The sequence below is a fragment of the Aulosira sp. FACHB-615 genome (assembly GCF_014698045.1).
Lineage (GTDB): Bacteria > Cyanobacteriota > Cyanobacteriia > Cyanobacteriales > Nostocaceae > Nostoc_B.
This window is the reverse complement of sequence record NZ_JACJSE010000002.1, coordinates 281,918-303,853: the sequence shown is the minus strand read 5'-3', so window position 1 is coordinate 303,853 and position 21,936 is coordinate 281,918. Positions and strand designations below refer to the sequence as shown.

The window sequence follows — 21,936 nt, the reverse complement described above, 5'->3', positions numbered from 1 at the left end:
CACGTATGGGTAGCGGGTGTGGGGAGTGTGGGGAAGAGAGGGGAGTGTGGGGAGAGAGGGGAGTGTGGGGAGAGAGGGGAGTGTGGGGAGAGAGGGGAGTGTGGGGAGTGTGGGGAGTGTGGGGGGAAAGATTTCTTCACCATCCTCCCACCTCTCCCACACCCCTGAATTTCTCACAAGAGAGAAATCCAGGCTGAACCCTTACAGCCTCAATAGCTGATAACTCTTCACCACTAATTGTTAAAACAGATTATTTTTTAATACTTAATTTTAAATTTTGGCCAAATCTATTTATTTACAAGTAATAAAAATATAAAAAAGAAACCTGCACAATCGCATTTTATGCCTTATACATTTAGTTGCTAGGTTGCAATTCTAAAATAGAAAATCTAAAATTCGCAATGGTATCACCGATTATTACAGTATCGCTATTATCAGTTTTAGCAGTGGCTTCTCCTGTGGCTGAGAAAAGCGAGGCTGAGGCATCTACTACCCTGAATGTCCCAGCGATCGCTAATATCTTACCCGCAGACACACCATTAGTCAGCTTAATTAACACGAAGGTAGATGCTTGGGCAGACTTAAATCGTTTTTATTTATTTGACAGAGCATATTCCGCCTTGGCTCAATATTTGCCACCTTCTTTTAAACTCGACTATGTGCGAGAAATTGAGTCTTTGTTGGGCGAACAAGTAGCGGCTGCGTTTCTACCCAAGGTTGAAGGTACAACCGCAACTCTAGAGAATAACTTTATTATGTTGGCTCCTCTGAAAGATGAGTCCCGCATCCAGCCTTTATTAGACTTACTGAAAAATAGTGACCCAAAACGAGTCAAGGTAAGTGAGTATAAAGGTGTAACTATTATAGAACTCCAGGTTCCAGAACCAGCCGAACCGCCAAAATTACCAGAATCAAATCCAGAGACGGAATCAACCACCCCATTACCAGAATTACCAAAAGCACCAGAATCAAATCCAGAGACGGAATCAACAGCCCCATTACCAGAATTACCAAAAGCACCAGAACCAAATTTAAAAAAAATTCCCAAATTACCGACAAAGCCGATCAAACTACCCCAAAAACCGACTAATTCTTTGACAAAATCAAACTTAGCGGCGATTCCACCGATTTTAGGTAATCCAGATTGGTTAAAAAGAAGACCCAAAGGACTAGCGATCGCTGCTTTACCAGGGTATGTTGTAACTGGATTTACGGCTAAAGCCATTGAGCAAATTATTGATACTTCCCAAGGAGAGAATAATCTTGCTCAAAATCCCCAATTTCAGGAAACAATTAAGCATCCCCAGTATGCTAAGTCTTTGTTTACCATTCATGAAAATTTGGCAACTTTTGTGCCTTTAATTAACGACATTGCCAAAGATCCAAGTCTGCCTTTTCCAATTTTTGGTAGTGAATCCATTAACCTTGATGAATTAAAGGAATATGGAAGTGTCAATGGTTTTGTAACAGTAGAACCAGAAGGATTACGTTTTCAAGCTACAGCCTATCGCCAAACCCCAAAATCAGAAAAAGATGAATTTCAAACTGAACAACCAGATGCGATAGTCTCAAGATTACCAGGTGCTACTTACTCTGCTGCCACTGGTCGCAATCTCAATCAAAAATGGTTACTAATAGCAAAAGCTTTAAGTACAGAACCAAAACTCAAAGAGTACCTCGACCAATTTCGTAGTTTTGTCCTGAATAATACCAAACTCGATTTAGAAAAAGACATCCTCAATTGGATGGACGGTGATTATGCTTTCTTTTTGTTTCCTTCTAAGGGAGGTTTATTAGGCTCAATTCCTAACTTGAATTTAGGTATCGGTATCGCCTTAGAAACAAATAATCGAGATGCGGCTGAAACCACTCTCAAGAAATTAGATGAATTGATCAAATCTTTTTCAAACGGAGAAGTTGTAGTTAATACTCAAGATATCCAAGGACAAACTATCACGAGTTGGGATGTTGGCGGGGCATCTTCTCAAAGCTTACTGGCTTATAATTGGGTAGACGAAAAAACTCTTGTGATTTCCACAGGTTTTGGCGCAATTAAAGACTTAGTACCACAGCCTTATATTCCCCTGCCTACAACTTATAATTTCAAAACAGCAACTAATACTTTACCCCGACCCAACTACGGCTATTTTTATTTGAATGGTGGCTCTACTTTATCTTGGATTTATGGATTTGCCCCCAGTTTCTTTGATGATCAAACCTTCCGTCCTTGGAAATCAATCATTGGTTCAATCTATAGTTTGAGTGCCACAAGTTCTACCACACCAGATAAAGAACAATTTGATGTCTTAATGGTGTTGGCTCCTACTAGAAGACCGATTAATCCTGTGGGCAAAGAGTAATTATTAGGAGGAGGTGGTTCAGATCCTTTCGGCTTCGCGGTAATCGAGCGAAGTCGAGATTACCGCGAAGCTCACCCACCTGGAGCGGGGGAAAATCGTCCCCAATTCTCCCTGCTCCCTGCCCCTTTTCCTCTTCCCTCCTGCCTTGAAAGTGCTGAGTGCTGAGTAAAAATGCTAGTCCCACTTTTATGCTTGGCGATGAAACAAGTTTCATCGGGACTGCCTTACCCTAGCGATAAATTTTCTTACCTACCTACTTACATCAACCCAACCACTCAGGATTAAGTGCTGTACTATCAAATTGACTAGTAGTTTTAAACAATTCATATTGACCTTTAGCAGCAGCTTGACGAGTCCGATTTAATAGTTCTTGAACTTGTGCTTGACTCAGATGTTCAAAGGTGCGGATGGCTTCAAAAGCTTGGTCTAAGATTTTCATACTTTCAATGCCTGTAATCACTGTGGATGTCGGCAAATTCATCGCATAGTGTAAGCATTCAATGGGTTTAACAGTATTACTTTTGAGAATGTTTTGATCACCCATTGATTTCATTCCTAAAACACCAATTCCATCCTTAACTAGTCTGGGTAAAACTTGGCGTTCAAAACTGCGGAAATGGGCATCCATAACATTTAATGGCATTTGGACTGTATCAAAACGAAAGTTGTTTTGAGCAGCAACATCAAGCATTCTCAGGTGAACTAAGGGATCTTTGTGGCCAGTAAAGCCGATGTAGCGAATTTTGCCAGCTTTTTGGGCTTCTAGAACCGCTTCCATTGCACCGCCAGGAGCAAAAATCCTGTCTGGGTCTTCCATACGGATGATTTCATGATGCTGTAATAAGTCTATGCGATCGCTCTGCAATCTTTTCAAAGAATCATCAATTTGCTGGGCTGCGGCTTTTTTGGTGCGACCATCAATCTTTGTCATCAAAAACACTTTTTGCCGATAACCATCCCGGAGTGCTTTACCCATGCGAATTTCACTCCCGCCATTGTGATAGTCCCAGCTATTGTCCATAAAGTTAATACCACGATCAATAGCAGCACGAATCAGCCGGATACCTTCTTCCTCATCTTTTGGTCTACCAATATGGTGTCCACCCAAACCAATTACCGAAACTTTTTCCCCAGTGCGGCCTAACTGACGATAAATCATTTCACCTTTTTTAATTGGAGTGGGTTGATTTTGGGCTAAAGCTTGTTTAAAAATTCCTGCTGACGCTGCTAGTCCGACTGTTCCTAAACCAGAAGCAGAAGCTATTTTCAGTAAATCTCGTCTACTGATTTCCATAAATCATTAAAATCAAACTATTACATCCTCATAGCTTTGCACGGTGCAGAGTAAGCTACATCTAACTGTTGAAAGAGAACCGTCTTGATCAAGAGGTGTATTATATTGTGTCCAGTAAAAGACTGATCACAAAGACATCTCAACAAGTTTGTTACGGAATATTAAGTCGCACATCATGTCATATAACAATATTGAGGACTGAATATAGCATTCACACTTCACACTTTATAGATTATGAAACTAAAACGCCGTCAATTTTTATCTTTAGGTAGTTTGGGAGCAGTTGGTACAGGAATTATCGGTTGGGCTTTAACTCATCACAATAATTCTTCTGATGATTTTGTCGCCATAGCAGCTAAACCCGCAAAAAAAGATTTACTCTTGCGTTTTGTGTCTGTGGCAGATACCGGAACTGGTACCAAAGGACAATATGCTGTAGCTGAAGCTATGAATTTTTATCACAAACAAAACCCTTATAACTTAGTGGTTTTAGCTGGCGATAATATTTATAACAATGGCGAAATCGAAAAAATCAATGCAGTTTTTGAACGTCCTTATCAACCTTTACTCAAAAAAGGTGTTAAGTTTTACGCTTGTTTAGGTAATCACGACATTCGGACAGCTAACGGTGAACCGCAACTTAAATACTCTGGCTTTAATATGCAGGGAAAACGTTACTACACATTTCGCCGTAATCAAGTCCAATTTTTTGCTTTAGATACTAACGGTAATGCTGATTGGAAAAAACAACTACCTTGGTTAGAACAAGAATTAAGCCGCAGTGATGCACCTTGGAAAGTTGTATTTGGTCATCATCCGGTTTATGCTTCTGGTGTTTATGGTAATAACCCAGAGTTTATTAAAGTTTTTACACCTTTGTTTCAAAAATATGGTGTGCAACTTTATATTAATGGTCATGAACACCACTATGAACGGACTAAATCTATTAATGGCACTACTTATTTAATTACTGGCGGTGGTGCTGGAACTCGCCCTGTTGGTCGTTCTGAATGGACAGCATATTCGGCTTCTAGTTTGAGTTTTGCAGCTTATGAAGTGTATGCCGATAGAATCGAAGTTAAGGCTATTGGTACTGATAATCGTGTTTTTGATCAGGGGATTATTCCGATTAAAAGTGCTTAGTTAAGTCAGTAAAAATCTCGCGCAAAGGCGCGATCGCACCTACCAATGAATACACCAAATTATGCAAATTACTGCTGAATTTGGCAAGGGCTGAAAGATTTGCGATGCAAAGATGAAGCGCCGTATTCTCGCAACGCCTGTAAATGTTTTGGGCTACCGTATCCTTTATTCTTTGCCAAATCGTACTGGGGATACTTTGCGGCTAAACGCAGTATCAACTCGTCACGCCAAACTTTAGCAACAATACTAGCAGCTGCGATGGAAAGCGATCGCTCATCTCCTTTGACTATTGTTTGTTGGGGTATGTGCAAATCTTTCATTGCTTGATTGCCATCAACCAAGCAAATTACAGGCTGTACTTTCAATTTGAGTACAGCCCGTTTCATGGCTAACAGTGTTGCCTGCAAAATATTTATTTGATCAATCTCCGCAGTTGCAGCAAAGCCGATTCTCCAGTCTGTTGCTAATTCACAAATTTGTGCGGCTAATTTCGCTCTTTTAGAACTGGAAAGCTTTTTACTATCTTTAACTCCAGCTGCAATCAATTGGGTGAAAGCATCTGCTGGGAGAATGACGGCTGCTGCAACTACAGGGCCAAATAAAGCACCACGTCCGACTTCATCGATGCCGGCAATTAAGCCAGACATCCCCGCTAAAGTGGACGAAAACTCCAGCCATTCCAGTTCACCTAAATTTGGTAGGGAATTAACAGCAGTTTGTTGAATCTCTACCATAAAGCATCTTAACTTTCTTCAGAACCAGATTCTACAGCCGAGGAACGACGACGGCGGCGGCGGCTACCTGTAGCAGTCAAATTTGCTTCCGTGTCTTCAGGGGTGGGTGCAAATCCCTCTGACTCTATTGGTTCTTCGGGTAAAGATTTTGCCTCTGGTTCTACAGGTGGTGGGGCGATGGGTTGAGTGAAAGTTTCAGGAATAGCCACCTCGGCAGGCGGTGGTGATAATGTGCTTGTTCCTTGTCCTGGCTGAACAATGTTAATAATCACTGATTTGGGATTTTTCACTTCCCTATCCAATTTCACTAAGGGGGAGATTCCCATCAATGCAAAAACATCTTGTTCTTCTATAGTCATTTCTACAGTTCTAATTTCCGGTGGTTCTACCACTGGTTTGACTGGTTCTGTTTTGATGACTTTATTGCGTTCGACTCTTTCTGTCCAACCTGATTTACCTAATGTGGGTGCAGGAATATCTGGTGTTGGGCTTAAGTCAACTTCATTATCCAGGTCTAGATCAGTATCACTATCAAAACCGAGAGAATTAGGTGCTAGGCGTGACTCATCTTTTCCATTTGCGCCATTAATCCCAATTCTGCGGCGACGGGTGCGGTTACCACGTTTATTGTTATCACCCAGTTCGTGATAGCTGGGATGATTAACTAAATTTAAGGCACTTAAATCGCCATCATTATCAAAACTATCACCAAAGCTATCAAAGCTTTCTCTCGGTTCAGAAATCCGCGCTACGGGTAAACGAGGTTCTCTTTGTGGTAAAGGTACAAAACGTTCTGGTAATTCTGCTGGTGTGGGTAAGCGGGTTTCGGTTTCGCCGGGGAGATGGACAATGTGACCTAAGCCACCGCAGGTTGGACAAGTACCGCCAAACAATTCGTAAATGTTTTGACCTTGGCGCTTGCGAGTCAGTTCGACTAAACCGAGTTCGGTGAGTTGGGCAATTTGGGGACGGGCTTTATCGGCTTTCAGGGCTTTGTTGAAATGTTCCAGGACGTGTAATTGGTCACGCCGTGATTCCATATCAATGAAGTCAACCACAATTACCCCAGCAATATTCCGCAGTCGCAATTGACGGGCAATTTCTGTGGCGGCTTCGCAGTTTGTCCACAATACTGTTTCTCTGGCTGTGGCCGATCGCGTGAAGGAACCAGAGTTAACATCAATTACGGTGAGGGCTTCTGTAGGTTCAATAATAATGTAACCACCAGAAGGTAAATCGACTCTTGGTTTGAGGGCTTCTCGAATCGCGGCATTGATGCGGAAATACTCTAATATGGGTGAGCGATCGCGGTGATGATCAATCAACAATCCTTGGGGTGTTTGTCCGCCACTCCAGTTCTGCAAATACTGTTTTACCCGCTTCAAGCCAGTGCTGGAATCAACCACAATTCGGTTGACATCTGCACCATACATATCCCGCAATACCCGTTGAATAAAGTCATCATCTCGATTTAATAGGGCTGGCGCACGAGTTGATTGTGCTTCTTGTTGAATTGCTTCCCATTGTTTTTGCAGCAATTCCAAGTCTTCCATGATGGCTTCTTCGGGCTTGCCTTCGGCTTCTGTACGTACCAACAAACCCATCCCCGCCGGTTTGATTAAAATTGCTAACGCCCGGAGGCGATTGCGTTCATTTTCACTTTTAATCCGGCGGGATAAATTCACGCCCCGACCATAAGGCATCAGTACTACGTAGCGTCCAGGCAAAGTAATGTTACCAGTGAGCCGCGGCCCTTTTGTTCCGGTTGGCTCTTTCATTACTTGCACCAGCACTTTTTGTTGCGGTGCTAATAACTCTGTAATGGCGGCGGCTGTTCGCTTTAACCTTAATGGGCCTAAGTCCGTAACATGAATAAAGCCATTGCGCTCTGGATCACCAATATTTACAAAAGCTGCATCAATTCCGGGTAAGACGTTTTCTACTACACCTAAGTAGATATCACCGATTTGGTGATGGCCTGTGGCTACAACCAGTTCTTGTATTTGATCTTCAGAAAATACGGCAGCAATTTGATGCTGCTCTGCGATGATAATTTGTTTTGGCATTCAATTTCCTCAAAAATTGGCAGCACTGGCGTAGTTCTGGCGGTTGGTCATATCCCTCACCCCTGCCAGCTACTAAAGGTACTGCTGATAATAAAATTTGTGAAGCCGAGCTTCAAAGTTAAAGAGTTAATGACTGAGTAATTGCGTTGACACGCCTGTTTATTCCAGAACGGCTGCATATTGTTTAAGTAAATAAATCAACCGTCCGTGGTTGATTTTTGATGCGATACCCGCACCACCTAGGGATTGGGTATTCAGCAGGTGTTTAAAAAAATATAGCGTGAGACTTGCCGACGGAGCCTGCTTTTAAGTTACTAGTTCACCCAAGTTGCTATCAAGAGAGGCTGTTTTTAATCCGCTTCAGCTTGTCTGGGATAAAATCCTAGAAGTTGCTCTCTAGTATCTTTGCTTCTGCTCCCTGAGTATAGGGGGTAGTGAACTAGTGAATTCAATGCAGCGCCAGAAAATTTCTCTTCACCTCATTCTAACGCAACCTTGCTAAAAATCAATTCCCACGATGTGCTACATCCGGGTAACTACTAGCAAGTTACCTTTTAGGGATTATACTCCCAAAATTAACTGATTGCGGTGAATTTGCCGAAGTTGAAATTCTTGATTTGCAACTACTTCCAGCATAGATAGGACTTGCTCAGGACGCAAGGAAACACCGTCATTGCGGCAACTACCTAGAGAACGCAGAATAGCGGTAGATTCAGCGACACTGTTGTTAATTTTTACTAATGATAATTCCAACAGGCGATCGCGCAGATTTACTATTTGAGTTTTACCCGATTTATTGGTTTGCTCTAGGTTAATTTCTTCCTTGGCCAATAGGACATCAATCCATTCTTGCCATTGTGCAGCTGTGGCTTCATTCGCAACTGCTACCGTAATCAAGTATTCGGCTGCGGCTAAGGCTTGGTTTGCCGATGGAGATTTTAAATCTATCTCTGCTACTTGATATATCGGTATATCGCTGGGCAGTTCCTCGGCTAACTTTGCCTGAAAAGTTTCCGTGTCTACTGGTGTGGTTAACTCAAAATCAACAATTTCGCCACTGCTAGTAGCACCTAAAGGTAAAGCACTGGCAATCATAATCCGGGGGTTTGGGTGAAATCCACCAGTGTAAGCGACGGGCAAACTCGCGCGGCGCACAACTCGGTCAAGTAACCGCAGCAAATCAAGATTGCCTAGCAAAGCCATGTCACCTTGCTTCCCAAACCAGACACGCAATCTTTGGACTTTGGTCGTATTCGGAACAAACTCACCTGCAAATTGAGGTATTGGTGGCGGCTCAATCACAATATTATGGCCGAAGTCTGTGCCGCAGACACCGCAATGGGAACAACCTTCAAAGGAGCAATCGGGAACAATTGCTGCTTCTAAGGCGCGTTGCAAGTCTTGTTTCAACCATTTTTTATCGATGCCGGTATCAATATGATCCCAAGGGAGGGGGGTATCTAGGGAATTGGGAGTCGGGAGTTGGGAGTTGGGGGAATCTTTGTCTTGTGAATGAAACAAATTCCATTCGCCGTTTTCGACTTGGCGGTATTTCCAGTCTAGACCTGCTTGGGCGATCGCATTACCCCAGGCGGTGAAGGCTTTATCTAAACTGTCATACCAAGAATCCATACCTGCACCTAATTCCCAGGCGCGGCGGACAACTTGACCCAAAGTGCGATCGCCTCTACCAATAAAGTCTTCCATTGCCGAAATGCGGACATCGGTGAAGTTGACTTTCACTCCCCGTATCCGGCGAAATTCTTGCCGCAGTAGGTTTTGTTTGCGTTCAAATTCCGCAGTGGCGACGGAGTGCCATTGAAATGGTGTATGGGGTTTGGGCGTAAAGTTGGAAATTGTCAGGTTAAAGTTAAGCGGTCTTCTGCCTTGACCCCGACATTCTCTTTGTAGCCAACGGACTGTTTCAGCAATGCCTAAAACATCTGCATCTGTCTCACCCGGCAAACCAATCATAAAATAGAGTTTGATTTTATCCCAGCCTTGTTCCCAAGCTGTTTTCACACCTCTTAATAATTCTTCATTGGTCAAACCTTTATTCACAATATCCCGCATTCTTTGGGTTCCGGCTTCTGGTGCAAAGGTTAAGCCACCTTGGCGTGTACCACCGAGAATGTTGGCAATGTTCTCATCAAATCTATCTACACGCTGACTTGGTAAAGACAGGGAAATGTTTTCATTTTTTAACCGATTTTTAATTTCCATCCCCACCGCCGGTAGGGCTAAATAATCGGAACAACTCAGGGATAGTAAAGAAAATTCATTGTAACCAGTCGCCCGCATTCCCTGTTCAATGGCATCTACCACTTTTTCAGGTTCCACATCTCGCGCCGGACGGGTAAGCATTCCTGGTTGACAAAAGCGACAGCCACGGGTACAGCCACGACGAATTTCAATTGTTAGGCGATCGTGTACTGTTTGGACGTAGGGAACTAAGCCAATAGAATAGGCGGGTATGGGTGTGGCAACTCTTCTGATTATCCGTTTTGGCAAATCGGGGCGGTTAGGATGGACTGAGCCATCGGTTGCCAGATCGTAAAATTGGGGAACGTACACCCCTGGTATTTGTGCCAAGTCGAGTAATAAGTCGCGGCGACTCAAATTGGCTTGCTTGCCTTCTTCCAAAACCATACCGATTTCGGGTAAGAGTTCTTCGCCATCACCCAAAGCGAAGAAGTCAAAAAAGTCGGTGTAGGGTTCCGGGTTTGAGGTTGCTGTTTGTCCCCCAGCAAAGATGAGGGGATAATTCCCGGTGGCTCGTTCTTGCCATGTCAGGGGAATTCCTGCTAAATCCAACATTTCTAAGATGTTGGTTGCACCCAATTCGTAACTGAGACTAAAACCTAAGATGTCAAATTCTGGTAGCGATCGCTTAGACTCTACAGCAAACAAGGGGGTGTTTGTTTCCCTTAACTTTGCTGCTAAGTCTGTACCAGGGAGGTAAGCGCGATCGCATAATTGGCGCGGTTGGGCATTCAAAATGTTATAGAGAATGATATGCCCCAAGTTGGACGAACCAACTTCATAGACTTCTGGGTAGGTTAATACCCATCTGACAACTGCCGTTTCCCAAGGCTTATGTACTGCTAGGCGTTCGTTACCGAGGTAACGCGCGGGTTTTAGAATATCCGATGTAATTAATTTTTCTACTGCAACAGCCACTGTGCTATCTTCTAGCTACTTTTATGATTTACAGATAATCACCTCCAACCTTAGCACTGATTTGGTCGCAGCATAGTCTTATCTTTGTAACTGAAAACATCCTTTACAAACCCTTGCTACAAAGATTACTTACATGCTAGATTTATGGGTTAACCGATACTAATTCAGCATTATCTGCAAACTCAAACACCTCATCAAGTTGAGTTAATTCAAAGATAATTTTCAAGGCTGGAGACACAGAACATAACCTTAAGCCCCGTTCCAAGTTTTGCGCCAGCTTCAACGCAGACACCAACGCCATTAAGCCGGCACTATCTAGTGACTCCACTGCTGCCAAATCCACAAGTAAGATTGCGACATCATTAGCCGTTAATGCTGTGGTTAAATCTCGTTCAAGTTCCAATGCGTTGGCGGCATTGAGTTTGCCCTGTAGACGAATCACTGCAATTTTTGGGCATTCCAGCACTGCTTGCATATTGACATCCTAAATTAGAGTTATTAAATCTTTCACCTGAGATTTATTTGAACATAATCTCTTTTTTTAAACATCGACCATACGTCTTACATCTCTTTGCTGAATCTTTATCACTGAAGGGTATATCTTTAAAGATTGTCATAAATACAGGGTAAAATGTGTTCATATATACTTTTTTTTCATATTGCTTCTCAAACAATCAACATAGACAGCCACAAAATAAATTGCTCATTGGTAAATTTGCTGGAAAAGCCTAATTTAACGATACTTCAGCCAGTTCATCTGGACGGATAAAATGAGATAAAATCTGCTCATTGACGAAGAAAAAAGATCGGGCTAGAGGCAAATCAGTGAGCGAGATAAATGTGATCTAAATCACTAATTTTATAAATCTAGATCACAATTTTTACTTAGCTACATCCCAGATAATTTAGTATTACCTAAAATGGGTTAATCAATATGAGAACGAGTAAGTATGCTATTCGCCAACTGGTAGAAAAGGCTCTTGATATTAAAAAATTAACTCCAGAGATAGAAAATGAAATTAACTCCGAATTAACTCAAAATGGTTATATTTCGGATGTAGACTACGAAGCTTTGGAATTATTAATGGCCGAAATGGATGCTGGCAGAATCAAGCTAGTTCCTAGCTGGGGATATTAATCTTTAGTCATTGGTCATTTGTTATAGCAATTCATTTCTAATGTCTAACCCCTAGCCTGGGAAATTTTCTGTGAGATTTACTGTTTAGTTACCTGGTGTGGCGTAAACTGTGCTAGTTAGCATTAATGTTTGCATTAATATTAAGTCGCCATGCACTTCGCTAAACGCCTAGAAAAAATTCCTCCCTACCTCTTTGCTGAAATTAACCGTAAACGAGCAAAACTCGTCGCCGAGGGAGTTGATATCATTAATATGGCAATAGGCGACCCCGATAAACCGACCCCAGCACATATTCTCCAGGTGATGCACGCGGCAATTGACAATAGTGCCACCCATAACTATCCGCCCTACGAAGGAACACAAGAATTTCGGCAAGCGGCTGCTAAGTGGATGGAACGTCGGTTTGGGGTAACTGATTTAAATCCAGATACAGAGGTTGTAGCATCTATCGGTTCTAAAGAGGCGATACATAATACTTTTTTAGCTTTTGTGGAGGCGGGAGACTATACACTCATCCCCGATCCTGGGTATCCGGTGTATCGCACTTCTACAATTTTTGCTGATGGCGAACCATTCACAATGCCACTGAAGGCAGAAAATCAGTTTTTACCAGATTTAAACGCAATTCCTGAAGAAATTGCCCAAAAAGCCAAGCTGTTGTGGATTAATTACCCCAATAATCCCACTGGGGGAGTTGCCACACTTGAGTTTTTTGCCGAATTAGTAGATTTTTGTAAGCAGTACAACATCTTGCTGTGTCATGACAATGCTTACTCAGAGATGGCATACAACGGCTATAAACCGCCGAGTGTGTTGCAAGTTCCTGGGGCGAAGGATATCGCCATTGAGTTTCACAGTTTGTCGAAGTCTTACAATATGACAGGCTGGCGGGTTGGTTTTGTTGTGGGGAATGCGCTGGGTATTCAGGGTTTAAGGCAAGTTAAAACCAACGTTGATTCGGGAGTGTTTAAGGCTATTCAAACAGCTGCGATCGCAGCTTACAATACTTCAGAAGCCGAACTGCAAACTTTGATGTCTGTTTATCAAAATCGTCGTGACACCATCGTTAAAGGATTGCAATCTTTAGGATGGCCGATTCAACCACCAAAAGCTACCCTTTATGTATGGGTTCCTGTTCCTGCTGGCTATACTTCTGCGGAATTTGTAAATTTACTGCTTGACAAATGCGGCATTATGGTGGCTCCAGGTAGTGGTTACGGTGTATCTGGTGAAGGCTTCTTCCGTATTGCTTTAACTATCTCTGAAGAACGAATGGAAGAAGCCATTGAGCGAATGAAGGATGCTGGTATTTGTTACTAAAAAAGTCTGAAGTGTGAAGTGTGAAGTGTGAAATATCGGCGTTGCTGACAAACTCATTAACCTCTCTGCGCCTCCGCGCCTCTGCGTGAGATGAATATCCTGAAATCATGCAATTATGAAGTCTAAAATTTCATACTTCATACTTCACACTTCAGACTTTCGACTTTGCCACATCTGCTGGATAAATTGTTGCAGTTGTTGTTTAGCCGCCAAGTCTGGTTCCCCTTTTGGTTCTTTGACTAAAACCTGACTCAACAGGGTAATTACTTCCGTGTCTAATGCAGGGCGAAATAATTGGAGAGGCCAAAGCAAGTCAGATGCGTCTCGCAAGTCTGTAATTAGTGGTGGTTCTTGAGTATGGTTAGCCAGTAGTAAAGGACGCACCCAACACAACTGACGGGACACAACAACTTCAATCACTTCCGCATACAAATTCTTGTCACTATGCGCTAAAGACACAATTTGTCCTGGTTGAAATTCTGGGTGTGCATCCATAATCATGTAGCTAGGGTAGTAGCAAAGATAATTGTGCAGCTTTTCTCATTTTAATTGGCAGAATGGGCTAGTACAAAAAGGTGGAAGTCGGAAATCCAAAAAGTAGCGTTAATTAAATTTGTTGGGTTGGTATGTTTTGTAGTTCTCATTTGCTGGGGTTAATTGCGGTTCACCCAAATTTGGAGTTTGCGAGACATTCATTTAAGCTCAGAGTTCATACAGTAAGAACTTGTCAAGGCGAGGCTAAAATAGTAATTTACGTGTAAATTGGTCGAACTTTAAATCTTATGACTTCTGCTACTCCAGTCAAAACTGAGTACGAAGCGATTATTGGTCTAGAAACCCATTGTCAGCTCAGTACGAATACCAAAATTTTCTCTAGTAGCTCTACGGCGTTCGGTGCTGATCCAAATACTAACATTGACCCCGTGTGTATGGGATTACCTGGGGTTCTGCCCGTACTTAACGAAAAAGTCCTAGAGTACGCGGTAAAAGCAGGTTTAGCGTTGAATTGCCAAATCGCTAAATATAGCAAATTTGACCGTAAACAGTATTTTTATCCTGATTTACCGAAAAACTACCAAATTTCTCAATATGACTTACCCATTGCGGAACATGGTTGGATCGAAATTGAGTTGGTAGATGCTGATGGTAATCCTGTCCGCAAACGTATTGGAATTACCCGCCTGCACATGGAAGAAGATGCAGGTAAATTGGTACATGCGGGAAGCGATCGCCTGTCTGGTTCCAGCTATTCTTTAGTAGACTACAATCGTGCAGGTGTACCCTTAGTAGAAATTGTCTCGGAACCTGATATTCGTTCGGGACAAGAAGCCGCAGAATACGCCCAAGAACTCCGCCGGATTATGCGCTATCTCGGTGTGAGTGACGGGAATATGCAAGAAGGATCATTGCGTTGCGACGTAAATATTTCTGTGCGTCCCGTCGGACAAGAAAAATTCGGGACGAAGGTAGAAATTAAAAATATGAACTCCTTCAACGCCATTCAACGGGCGATTGAATACGAGATTGAACGTCAAATTGCGGCTGTGGAAGCCGGAGAACGCATCATTCAAGAAACGCGGTTGTGGGAAGAAGGTTCACAACGCACGATTAGTATGCGGACAAAGGAAGGTTCTAGCGATTATCGCTACTTCCCCGAACCTGATTTAGCCCCCATTGAAGTCACCGATAGTCAATTAGAATCATGGCATAGCGAACTACCAGAACTCCCCGCCCAAAAGCGTCATCGCTACGAAACTGAACTAGGACTTTCGGCTTATGATGCACGAGTCTTGACAGAAGAGCGTTACGTATCAGAATATTTTGAAGCAGCGATCGCATCTGGCGCAAGCCCCAAAGCCGCAGCTAACTGGATTACTCAAGATATCGCCGCATATCTCAACAAGCAAAAACTCAGCATTTCTGATATTGCTTTAACTCCAGCGAACTTGGCTGAAGTTATCACCCGCATCGAGACTGGCAAAATTAGCAACGCCCAAGCTAAAGAAAAATTGCCAGATTTACTCCAAGGTGTGACTCCAGAAAAAGCCTTTGCTGGTCAAGAGTTAATCACTGACCCCAGTGTCCTAGAACCCATTGTTGATGAAGTGATTGCGGCTAACCCCAAAGAACTCGAAAAATATCGCAACGGTAACACCAATCTCAAAGGCTTCTTTGTGGGACAAGTGCTGAAAAAGACTAGCAAACGTGCTGATCCGAAATTAACTAACGAACTGGTGGAGAAAAAGCTCAATGCCTAGTATGAAAGAAAGTCAATGCCCTCAAATCAAGCATTCTGACCAGTTTTAGTTCAGTAATTTCTTTACAGTATATTTACTAAAAATACCATCTACTCAGTAATAGCCCTCACAATTAAAAGGCTATTCTATTGTTAGTAGATTCACCCTAATGCTTCGGAGAGTTGCCTCAGCTGCTCTCCTTATTTATTAATGAGAAAGTTATGTTTCTCTCACATAAAAAATCTTGATTTGGCATAGCTATATTCATTGAAGTGATAACAGTATTGATCGTATGACTTACGCAAAAAACAAAAAAAGAAGGTTTTATCACAGGGTGCAGGGGTATGAGGGTATAAGGGTGTAAGTATTCAAAACCCTTACACCCCATACTCTTTCACCCCCATACCCAATTCCTACAGACAAGTTTGGTGCGTAAGTCCTGGATTGCTCAAAGTATTCAATTGATTGGCTTTATACTCGACATCTAGCAGACAGCACCCAAAAATTTACAAGCAGCATAACAGTTAACTACTAGGTTGTTTTTCCCAAAACTCTTGTTTAACCAAAAAAACGAATGATATCTCATCCAAGCTCACCATAATAGCCAATGTGCATTTTGAAATGTGACACAGACTAGTAATAAAATTTACCATTTTCATTTAAAATTTTATATCTCAGTAATCTAAGGGTAAATTCTTAACAATATTTATACAAAAAAACAAATAATGGGTGATACTCCTCATGGCAAAAATGATATGCTGTGTTAAGTAGATGCACCCTGATGATCTGGAGAGCTGCTCAAGTGGCTCTCCTTTTTCAATCAAAAAGCTGAGTGCCGAGAAAGCGAACATACCGGAATCAAAGGCGTTTAATAATAATAGGACTTACGCAGTAAGACGAAATATCAAGGGTTTAAGGGTGTAGGGGTATAGGGGTGTATGTATCTAAAACTCTTACACCCCATACCCTTTCACCCCTAAACCCCACCTCCACAGACAATCTTGGTGCGTAAGTCCTATTCAAGTATTGTTAGTTCGTCTAGCTAAGTTGGCAACCATAAACACCAATTGGGTTAACTCGACGGGTTTAGGAATGTACATTTGAAAGCCTGCTTTCCTAGATTCTTGGATATCAATACTATTGGCATACCCTGTCATTGCGACTGCGGGAATTTCTCCCCCAGCCTCAGCACTAAGAGAGCGCACTCGCCGGATCAAAGTATAGCCATCTTGGTTCGGCATTCCAATGTCAGACAATAGCAAGTCATACATCTGTGGTTGGCTTGTGAGTATTGAGAATGCTTCATCAGCAGATGTGACAGCAGTTACTTCAGCCCCGTAATCTTTTAGTATCATCTTCGTTAATTCACGTATATCGGCATCGTCATCTACGACCAGTACGTGCAAACCTTCCAGGGAAGGAATGTTATCAACGGATATTTCCGCATCGTCAGCAATATCTATCACCTCTGGCTCACAAGAGCTAACATCCTCCTCAAGATTGCTGTTCAGTGGTAGCTTAACGATGATAGTTGTTCCTAAGCCTATACCTGGACTTTCTGCCTGAACCGTGCCGCCATGAAGTTCGACTAGATAACGGACAAGGGACAGCCCTATCCCCAGCCCTTGATTAGCACGAGTTTTGCTACTGTCAGCTTGGCGAAACCGCTCAAAAACATAAGGGAGAAAATCATTAGTTATGCCAATACCTGTGTCACTAACTCGAATCTGGGCTTGGGAATTAACTTCCTCCAGTGTGATCACCACACGTCCCTCAGCAGGTGTAAACTTGATGGCATTAGAAAGCAAATTCCAGATTATCTGCTGCAATCGCGCCCCATCCCCCAGTACCTGTCCCATTGGTTGCAGGTGGCATTCAATTTGAAGATTTTTTGCTTCTGCTGATAATCTAACTATCTCAAGGGCTGCCTCAATCACAAAGCGGAGATCAATTGGATAAATATTCAGATGCAGTTTGCCAGTGGTAATCCGCGAGATATCGAGAAGATCCTCAATCATTTGGACTTGCGCTCTAGCACTACGCTGGATCATGTCAACGGCTCGATTCATTTGAGCAGTATCAAAGTTTTGCTTCTGGAGTAAATCAGACCATCCCAGAATATTGTGGAGGGGGTTGCGAAGTTCGTGGGATAAAAGAGATAAAAACTCATCCTTCGTTCGGTTAGATGCCTCCGCTTCTAAGCGGGCTGACTGCTCTTGAGCTAATAACTGGGCGCGTTCTTCCTCAAACAACTTCTGCTGTGTAATGTCATGAAGTGCCAGCAAAATCATCTGCTGATTTCCTGGTTGTAAAATTTTATAGCCATTGAGCAATATAGTCTTTTGCCCAATTTTTTCAAAATCACAGCAAACTTCAAAACCTTCAATTTGAGTGTTATGAGTGAGAATTTCTTCCAGGATAGATTGCACTTGGGGAATATTCCAGTGACCATTTCCTAGCTCAAAAATTAATTGCTGTTCTGTCTGGGCGGGCGTTACCTGAAACATTCGATAAAAAGCCCGATTGCTTTTGATAACTTGTAAGTCAGCATTGAGAACTACTAAAGGTTCTGGCATAGTTTCTACCACAGCCTCAGCATAATCAAGGGCTTGTTGAAGCTGCTGTGTACTGCGTTTGAGGGCATCAATATCCATGAACACCATCACTACGCCATCAATTTGATTTTCTGTAGTTCTGTAAGGTCGAATTCGCAGATTGTACCAACGTCCCTCAGTGTCTTGCGCCTCTAATTCTTTGAGATTTAAGGTATCAATTACCTCTATAATCAACGACTGTAAATTAGGAACTTCAATAGTAGAGCGGATATCACTTAGTGGTCTTCCCACATCGGTGGGAATCAAATTCAGTAAACGCTGTGCGGTTGGTGTGAAACGCCGAATCCGTAAATCGTTAGTCAGTATGAGAATGGGAATATTCACACTACTGAGTAAATTCAACAGGTCATTATTGACATTGTGTAATTCAAGATTGCGACTTTGCAGTTCTTGATTAGTTGTATGTAATTCTTCGTTGGTTGCTTGTACCTCTTCTTTGGCGGTTTGCAACTCTTCATTAGTACTTTGTAGTTCCTCATTGCTGGAGAGGATTTCTTCATTTGCTACTTTCAGGTGTTGAGTGGTGGCTTCATGCTCCTGACTAATCAATTGCAAATATTCTTGAGTAGCAGCAAGTTCTTGTTTGGTAGTTGCCAGTTCTTGTTGGAGTCGGAGTATTTCCTCTGTACCCACTTGTTCTACATTTCCAGGTTTGATGCTTAGTTGTGGATTTGTTAGGGCAGGTACATCTTCAAATAAAACAAGAAAGCCACGAGTTTCCCCTGAATCAGGCTGAAACGGAATTACCTCAACGTTGACTTTCCTAGATGGCTCACTTCCTTCTATCTGTATCTGTTCCTTTCTCACAGAAATATTCTGCCGTTTGGCCTGATGAATCGCAGTACGCAACTCTTCCAGCAGTCCTTTTCGGGCCATTTTGAACAAATTAAAACTGGGAACACCAGGGGCTGGTCTGAGATAGGGACTGGTTTCTCCGCGAAATTGCAGAATATCCATATTGTCATTAATCATTACGCCCACTGGGACATAACGATTTAAAAGAATTTGGTCAGCTTGTTTATTTAAGTAAGTAATATCCCAAGTCTTATGACTCATGGTCTTATCAGCAGCTATTTTCGCTACAGGATAGTTGCTGGTTGCAAAGTTAAAGTTAAGTGGAGTGGGTATTAATTTTTTGGTATAAATATTGTTTTTTCTGTCTGCTAAAGTAAATAAGTTGGAAAATTCTCCTGCACTTTCGGCAACACCTAACATCAAAAACCCAGTGGGCTTGAGACTGTAATGAAAAATGGGCATTACCTGCTTTTGCAAAACAGATTCAAAGTAAATCAGGACATTACGACAACTAATGAGATCCAGATTGGAAAATGGCGGTTCGCTGATCAGGTTTTGTTTAGCAAAAACACAAAGTTCCCGAATCGGCTTGCTGATTTGATAGCCACTCTCTACTTGATTAAAGAAGCGTCTTAGCCGTTCTGCTGAGACATCAACTATTTGGCTTGGTTTGTAGATACCTAAGCGGGCTTTTTCAATTGCTGTCTCATTAATATCTGTGGCAAAAATTTGAATAGCAGGTTTGGGAAGCACATTTTCCAAAAATTCCATTAAAGAAATAGCAATGGAATAAACTTCCTCCCCAGTTGCACAGCCTGGTATCCAGATCCGAATCGGCTCATCAACTGATTTCCCCTGAGATATTACCGGAAAGACTCGCTCTTTCAAAGCCTGATAAGCGTCTGGATCACGGAAAAAACTGGTGACACTGATTAAGATTTCGTAGTACAGTGCTTGCACTTCATCTGGATGATTTTGCAGATATTCTACGTAATCTTCTAGACTTTCCAAGTTATACAGCACCATCCGCCGAGCAATTCGTCGCTTTATGGTTGTTTGCTTATAATGCGTAAAGTCAACACCAGTGGCGGTGAACAGCATTGCAAAGATTGTCGGCAAAGCAGCCTCACTTTTAGGCAGTGGCTCAACTGTTTGTGAAGAAAGCGGATGGGTAACATTGGGATGGCGAGCAATCTTTGCTAGTTCTTCAGCAATTTTGTGCGGTGGTAGAATAAAGTCAACATCACCAGTAGCGATCGCAGTATTCGGCATACTACTGAATTGTGCCGATGCTTCACACTGAGCAAAGGTAATACCACCAGCCGCCTTAATTGCTTCTGAGCCTTGTGCGCCATCTCCATCACTTCCTGATAAGACAACACTGATGGCTTTGCTTCCTATTTCTGCCGCCAACGAAGCAAAAAAAGCATCAGCCGGCATATATTTGCCATGAATTTTCTCACGGGGCGCGAGTTGCAACACCCCTTTAAGCAGCGTCATCTTCCGGTTCGGGGGAATGACATATACTTGGTTCGGCTCGACAAGCATCCCATTCTGCACTTCACAGACGGGCATCTGGGTTGTTTTTGCCAGAATCTCAGTTAACAGGCTCTTCTGATTCGGATCTAAGTGCTGAATCAGTACAAATGCCATTCCAGTGTCGATGGGTAAGTGACTCAGTAGCTGTGTAAATGCTTCTAATCCTCCCGCAGAGGCCGCAATTCCGACTATAGGAAATAAATTATTGCTTTTATCTTGCTGCTTCTGTGTCAATTTTTCAACAGCCATAGAATCTGAGGGTGATGACGCAGAAGATTGGTTAGGGTTCATTGTATTAGGGAATACAATACTAGAAAATTTAACTTTCTAGTGTATTCAATAGTTATATCCCTAGTGTAGCAAAATTTTTCTCCTAACTTACATCTGCAATGGTTTTAGCTCTATTAACTTTCAGGTTATAACCCATCCATTCAGTACCTCTTAACCCATGAATCGCAGCAATTTCTTCAGTATCTGTTGCCATTTCTACAACTGCAAAGCCTCTTTTTTCACCTGTTTTCTGGTTAGTAGAAACTACAAGTCTCTTGATAGAACCATACTTTAAAAAAACTTGTCTAATATCATTATCTTCCACTTCATACGATAGATTCCCAATATAAACTGACATCAAATCTCTCCTAATTAAATAATGTTATTGAGGTAAATAAAGCCACTTTTTCAAAACCAGATGCTGATGAAAATAACAGTTCCATCTAGAGCATTGACATACTGTTGATTGTTGCTTTAATAAAGTCACTTAGTAGTGAACTGTTCCATCAGGCATTTTTGTACCAGTCATTTCTGTTCTCCGCATATTTGCCCCATCTAAATCGGCCCCGTCTAAATCTGCCCCATCTAAATCTGCTCCATCTAAATCTGCCTGACTTAGCTTTGCTCCCTTTAAGTTAGCGCCACTCAAATCCGCTCCCCTCAAATCTGCTCCGGTTAGGTCTGTTTGAGCTAGGTTTACACCGCTCAATTTAGCTCCACCTAGCTTGACATAGCTTAAGTCTGCTCCACTTAAATTGGCGTTAGTCAAATCTGCTCCACTCAAGTCTGCTCCCACCATTTCTGCACTAATTAGGCAGACTTCAATCATTCGTGCATCAGCCAGGTTTGCCTGATTCAACTTAGCCTGACTAATATGTGCATCAGTTAAATCTGCCCCCCTTAAGTCTGCACTAATTAAGTGTGCGCCTATCAGGTGTACCCCAACCAGATTTGCGTTAGTCAGGCAAACCTGAATTAAGTTGACGTTACTAAAGTCCCGTTCTCCTGCTGCGTATCGGCTCAAAAATTCTTGAGTTTCCATAAAGAAAATAAATCTTTTGTTTTTTATCTATTAAGTAAATCTTATCTCTAAACAAATAAGTTTACTGTTAACTAATGTAAATATTTCTCAGTTATGGGCAAGAAAACTGATATCAATTCACCAAATGATTGAGATAAGTAACCACGCAAAATTAATTACAGTCATTGCGAGCGAAGCGAAGCAATCCCAGCCCTTGCGATTGC

14 protein-coding genes are annotated in these 21,936 nt (G+C 42.3%); 5 read left to right on the top strand and 9 right to left on the bottom strand.

Translation table 11 applies throughout. The features are described 5' to 3' along the window. The first annotated feature begins 401 nt into the window (after positions 1-401). Positions 402-2,360, top strand: coding sequence for a DUF3352 domain-containing protein (locus H6G77_RS03580; protein ID WP_190870854.1), 1,959 nt, complete (start codon positions 402-404; stop codon positions 2,358-2,360). A gap of 262 nt (positions 2,361-2,622) precedes the next feature. Here the strand turns inward: H6G77_RS03580 and H6G77_RS03575 are convergent, their stop codons facing one another. Continuing rightward, complete coding sequence (locus H6G77_RS03575) at positions 2,623-3,654, bottom strand: aldo/keto reductase (protein ID WP_190870853.1); 1,032 nt, start codon at positions 3,652-3,654, stop codon at positions 2,623-2,625. Between the two features lie 234 nt (positions 3,655-3,888). On the opposite strand from H6G77_RS03575, the gene H6G77_RS03570 reads away from it, so the two are divergent. Next, positions 3,889-4,797, top strand: coding sequence for a metallophosphoesterase (locus tag H6G77_RS03570; protein ID WP_190671013.1), 909 nt, complete (start codon positions 3,889-3,891; stop codon positions 4,795-4,797). A gap of 68 nt (positions 4,798-4,865) precedes the next feature. Here H6G77_RS03570 and H6G77_RS03565 read toward each other — a convergent pair whose 3' ends face one another. The 4 genes from H6G77_RS03565 to H6G77_RS03550 form a co-directional block, all read right to left on the bottom strand. Beyond that, on the bottom strand, positions 4,866-5,531 hold the full coding sequence (locus H6G77_RS03565; RefSeq protein WP_190593323.1) for a ribonuclease HII: 666 nt from the start codon (positions 5,529-5,531) through the stop codon (positions 4,866-4,868). 8 nt (positions 5,532-5,539) lie between these two features. Further along, a complete protein-coding gene (locus H6G77_RS03560; protein WP_190593322.1) occupies positions 5,540-7,597 on the bottom strand; it encodes an Rne/Rng family ribonuclease in 2,058 nt (685 codons plus the stop codon). Positions 7,598-8,158: 561 nt separating this feature from the next. Beyond that, entirely contained in the window at positions 8,159-10,777 is a 2,619-nt protein-coding gene (locus H6G77_RS03555; RefSeq protein ID WP_190870852.1) for a TIGR03960 family B12-binding radical SAM protein, read from the bottom strand. Positions 10,778-10,919: 142 nt separating this feature from the next. After that, positions 10,920-11,252, bottom strand: a complete 333-nt coding sequence (locus H6G77_RS03550; RefSeq protein WP_190671009.1) for an STAS domain-containing protein — start codon at positions 11,250-11,252, stop codon at positions 10,920-10,922. A 459-nt stretch (positions 11,253-11,711) separates the two neighbouring features. Here H6G77_RS03550 and H6G77_RS03545 point away from each other — a divergent pair, with 459 nt between their 5' ends. Beyond that, a complete protein-coding gene (locus H6G77_RS03545) occupies positions 11,712-11,915 on the top strand; it encodes a hypothetical protein (protein ID WP_190593319.1) in 204 nt (67 codons plus the stop codon). A gap of 150 nt (positions 11,916-12,065) precedes the next feature. Beyond that, positions 12,066-13,235, top strand: a complete 1,170-nt coding sequence (locus H6G77_RS03540; RefSeq protein ID WP_190870851.1) for a pyridoxal phosphate-dependent aminotransferase — start codon at positions 12,066-12,068, stop codon at positions 13,233-13,235. Positions 13,236-13,379: 144 nt separating this feature from the next. Here H6G77_RS03540 and H6G77_RS03535 read toward each other — a convergent pair whose 3' ends face one another. Further along, positions 13,380-13,730, bottom strand: a complete 351-nt coding sequence (locus tag H6G77_RS03535; RefSeq protein WP_190593317.1) for a hypothetical protein — start codon at positions 13,728-13,730, stop codon at positions 13,380-13,382. Positions 13,731-14,017: 287 nt separating this feature from the next. On the opposite strand from H6G77_RS03535, the gene gatB reads away from it, so the two are divergent. Further along, positions 14,018-15,493 (top strand): Asp-tRNA(Asn)/Glu-tRNA(Gln) amidotransferase subunit GatB, encoded by a 1,476-nt coding sequence (gene gatB / locus H6G77_RS03530; protein ID WP_190671006.1) that lies wholly within the window; start codon positions 14,018-14,020, stop codon positions 15,491-15,493. Between the two features lie 998 nt (positions 15,494-16,491). On the opposite strand, the gene H6G77_RS03525 is transcribed toward gatB, so the two are convergent. The 3 genes from H6G77_RS03525 to H6G77_RS03515 form a co-directional block, all read right to left on the bottom strand. Further along, positions 16,492-20,670, bottom strand: coding sequence for a chemotaxis protein CheB (locus H6G77_RS03525; RefSeq protein ID WP_242049136.1), 4,179 nt, complete (start codon positions 20,668-20,670; stop codon positions 16,492-16,494). A gap of 124 nt (positions 20,671-20,794) precedes the next feature. Continuing rightward, entirely contained in the window at positions 20,795-21,049 is a 255-nt protein-coding gene (locus H6G77_RS03520; RefSeq protein WP_190593314.1) for an RNA-binding protein, read from the bottom strand. 129 nt (positions 21,050-21,178) lie between these two features. Then, on the bottom strand, positions 21,179-21,733 hold the full coding sequence (locus H6G77_RS03515; RefSeq protein WP_190593313.1) for a pentapeptide repeat-containing protein: 555 nt from the start codon (positions 21,731-21,733) through the stop codon (positions 21,179-21,181). Positions 21,734-21,936 lie beyond the last annotated feature (203 nt).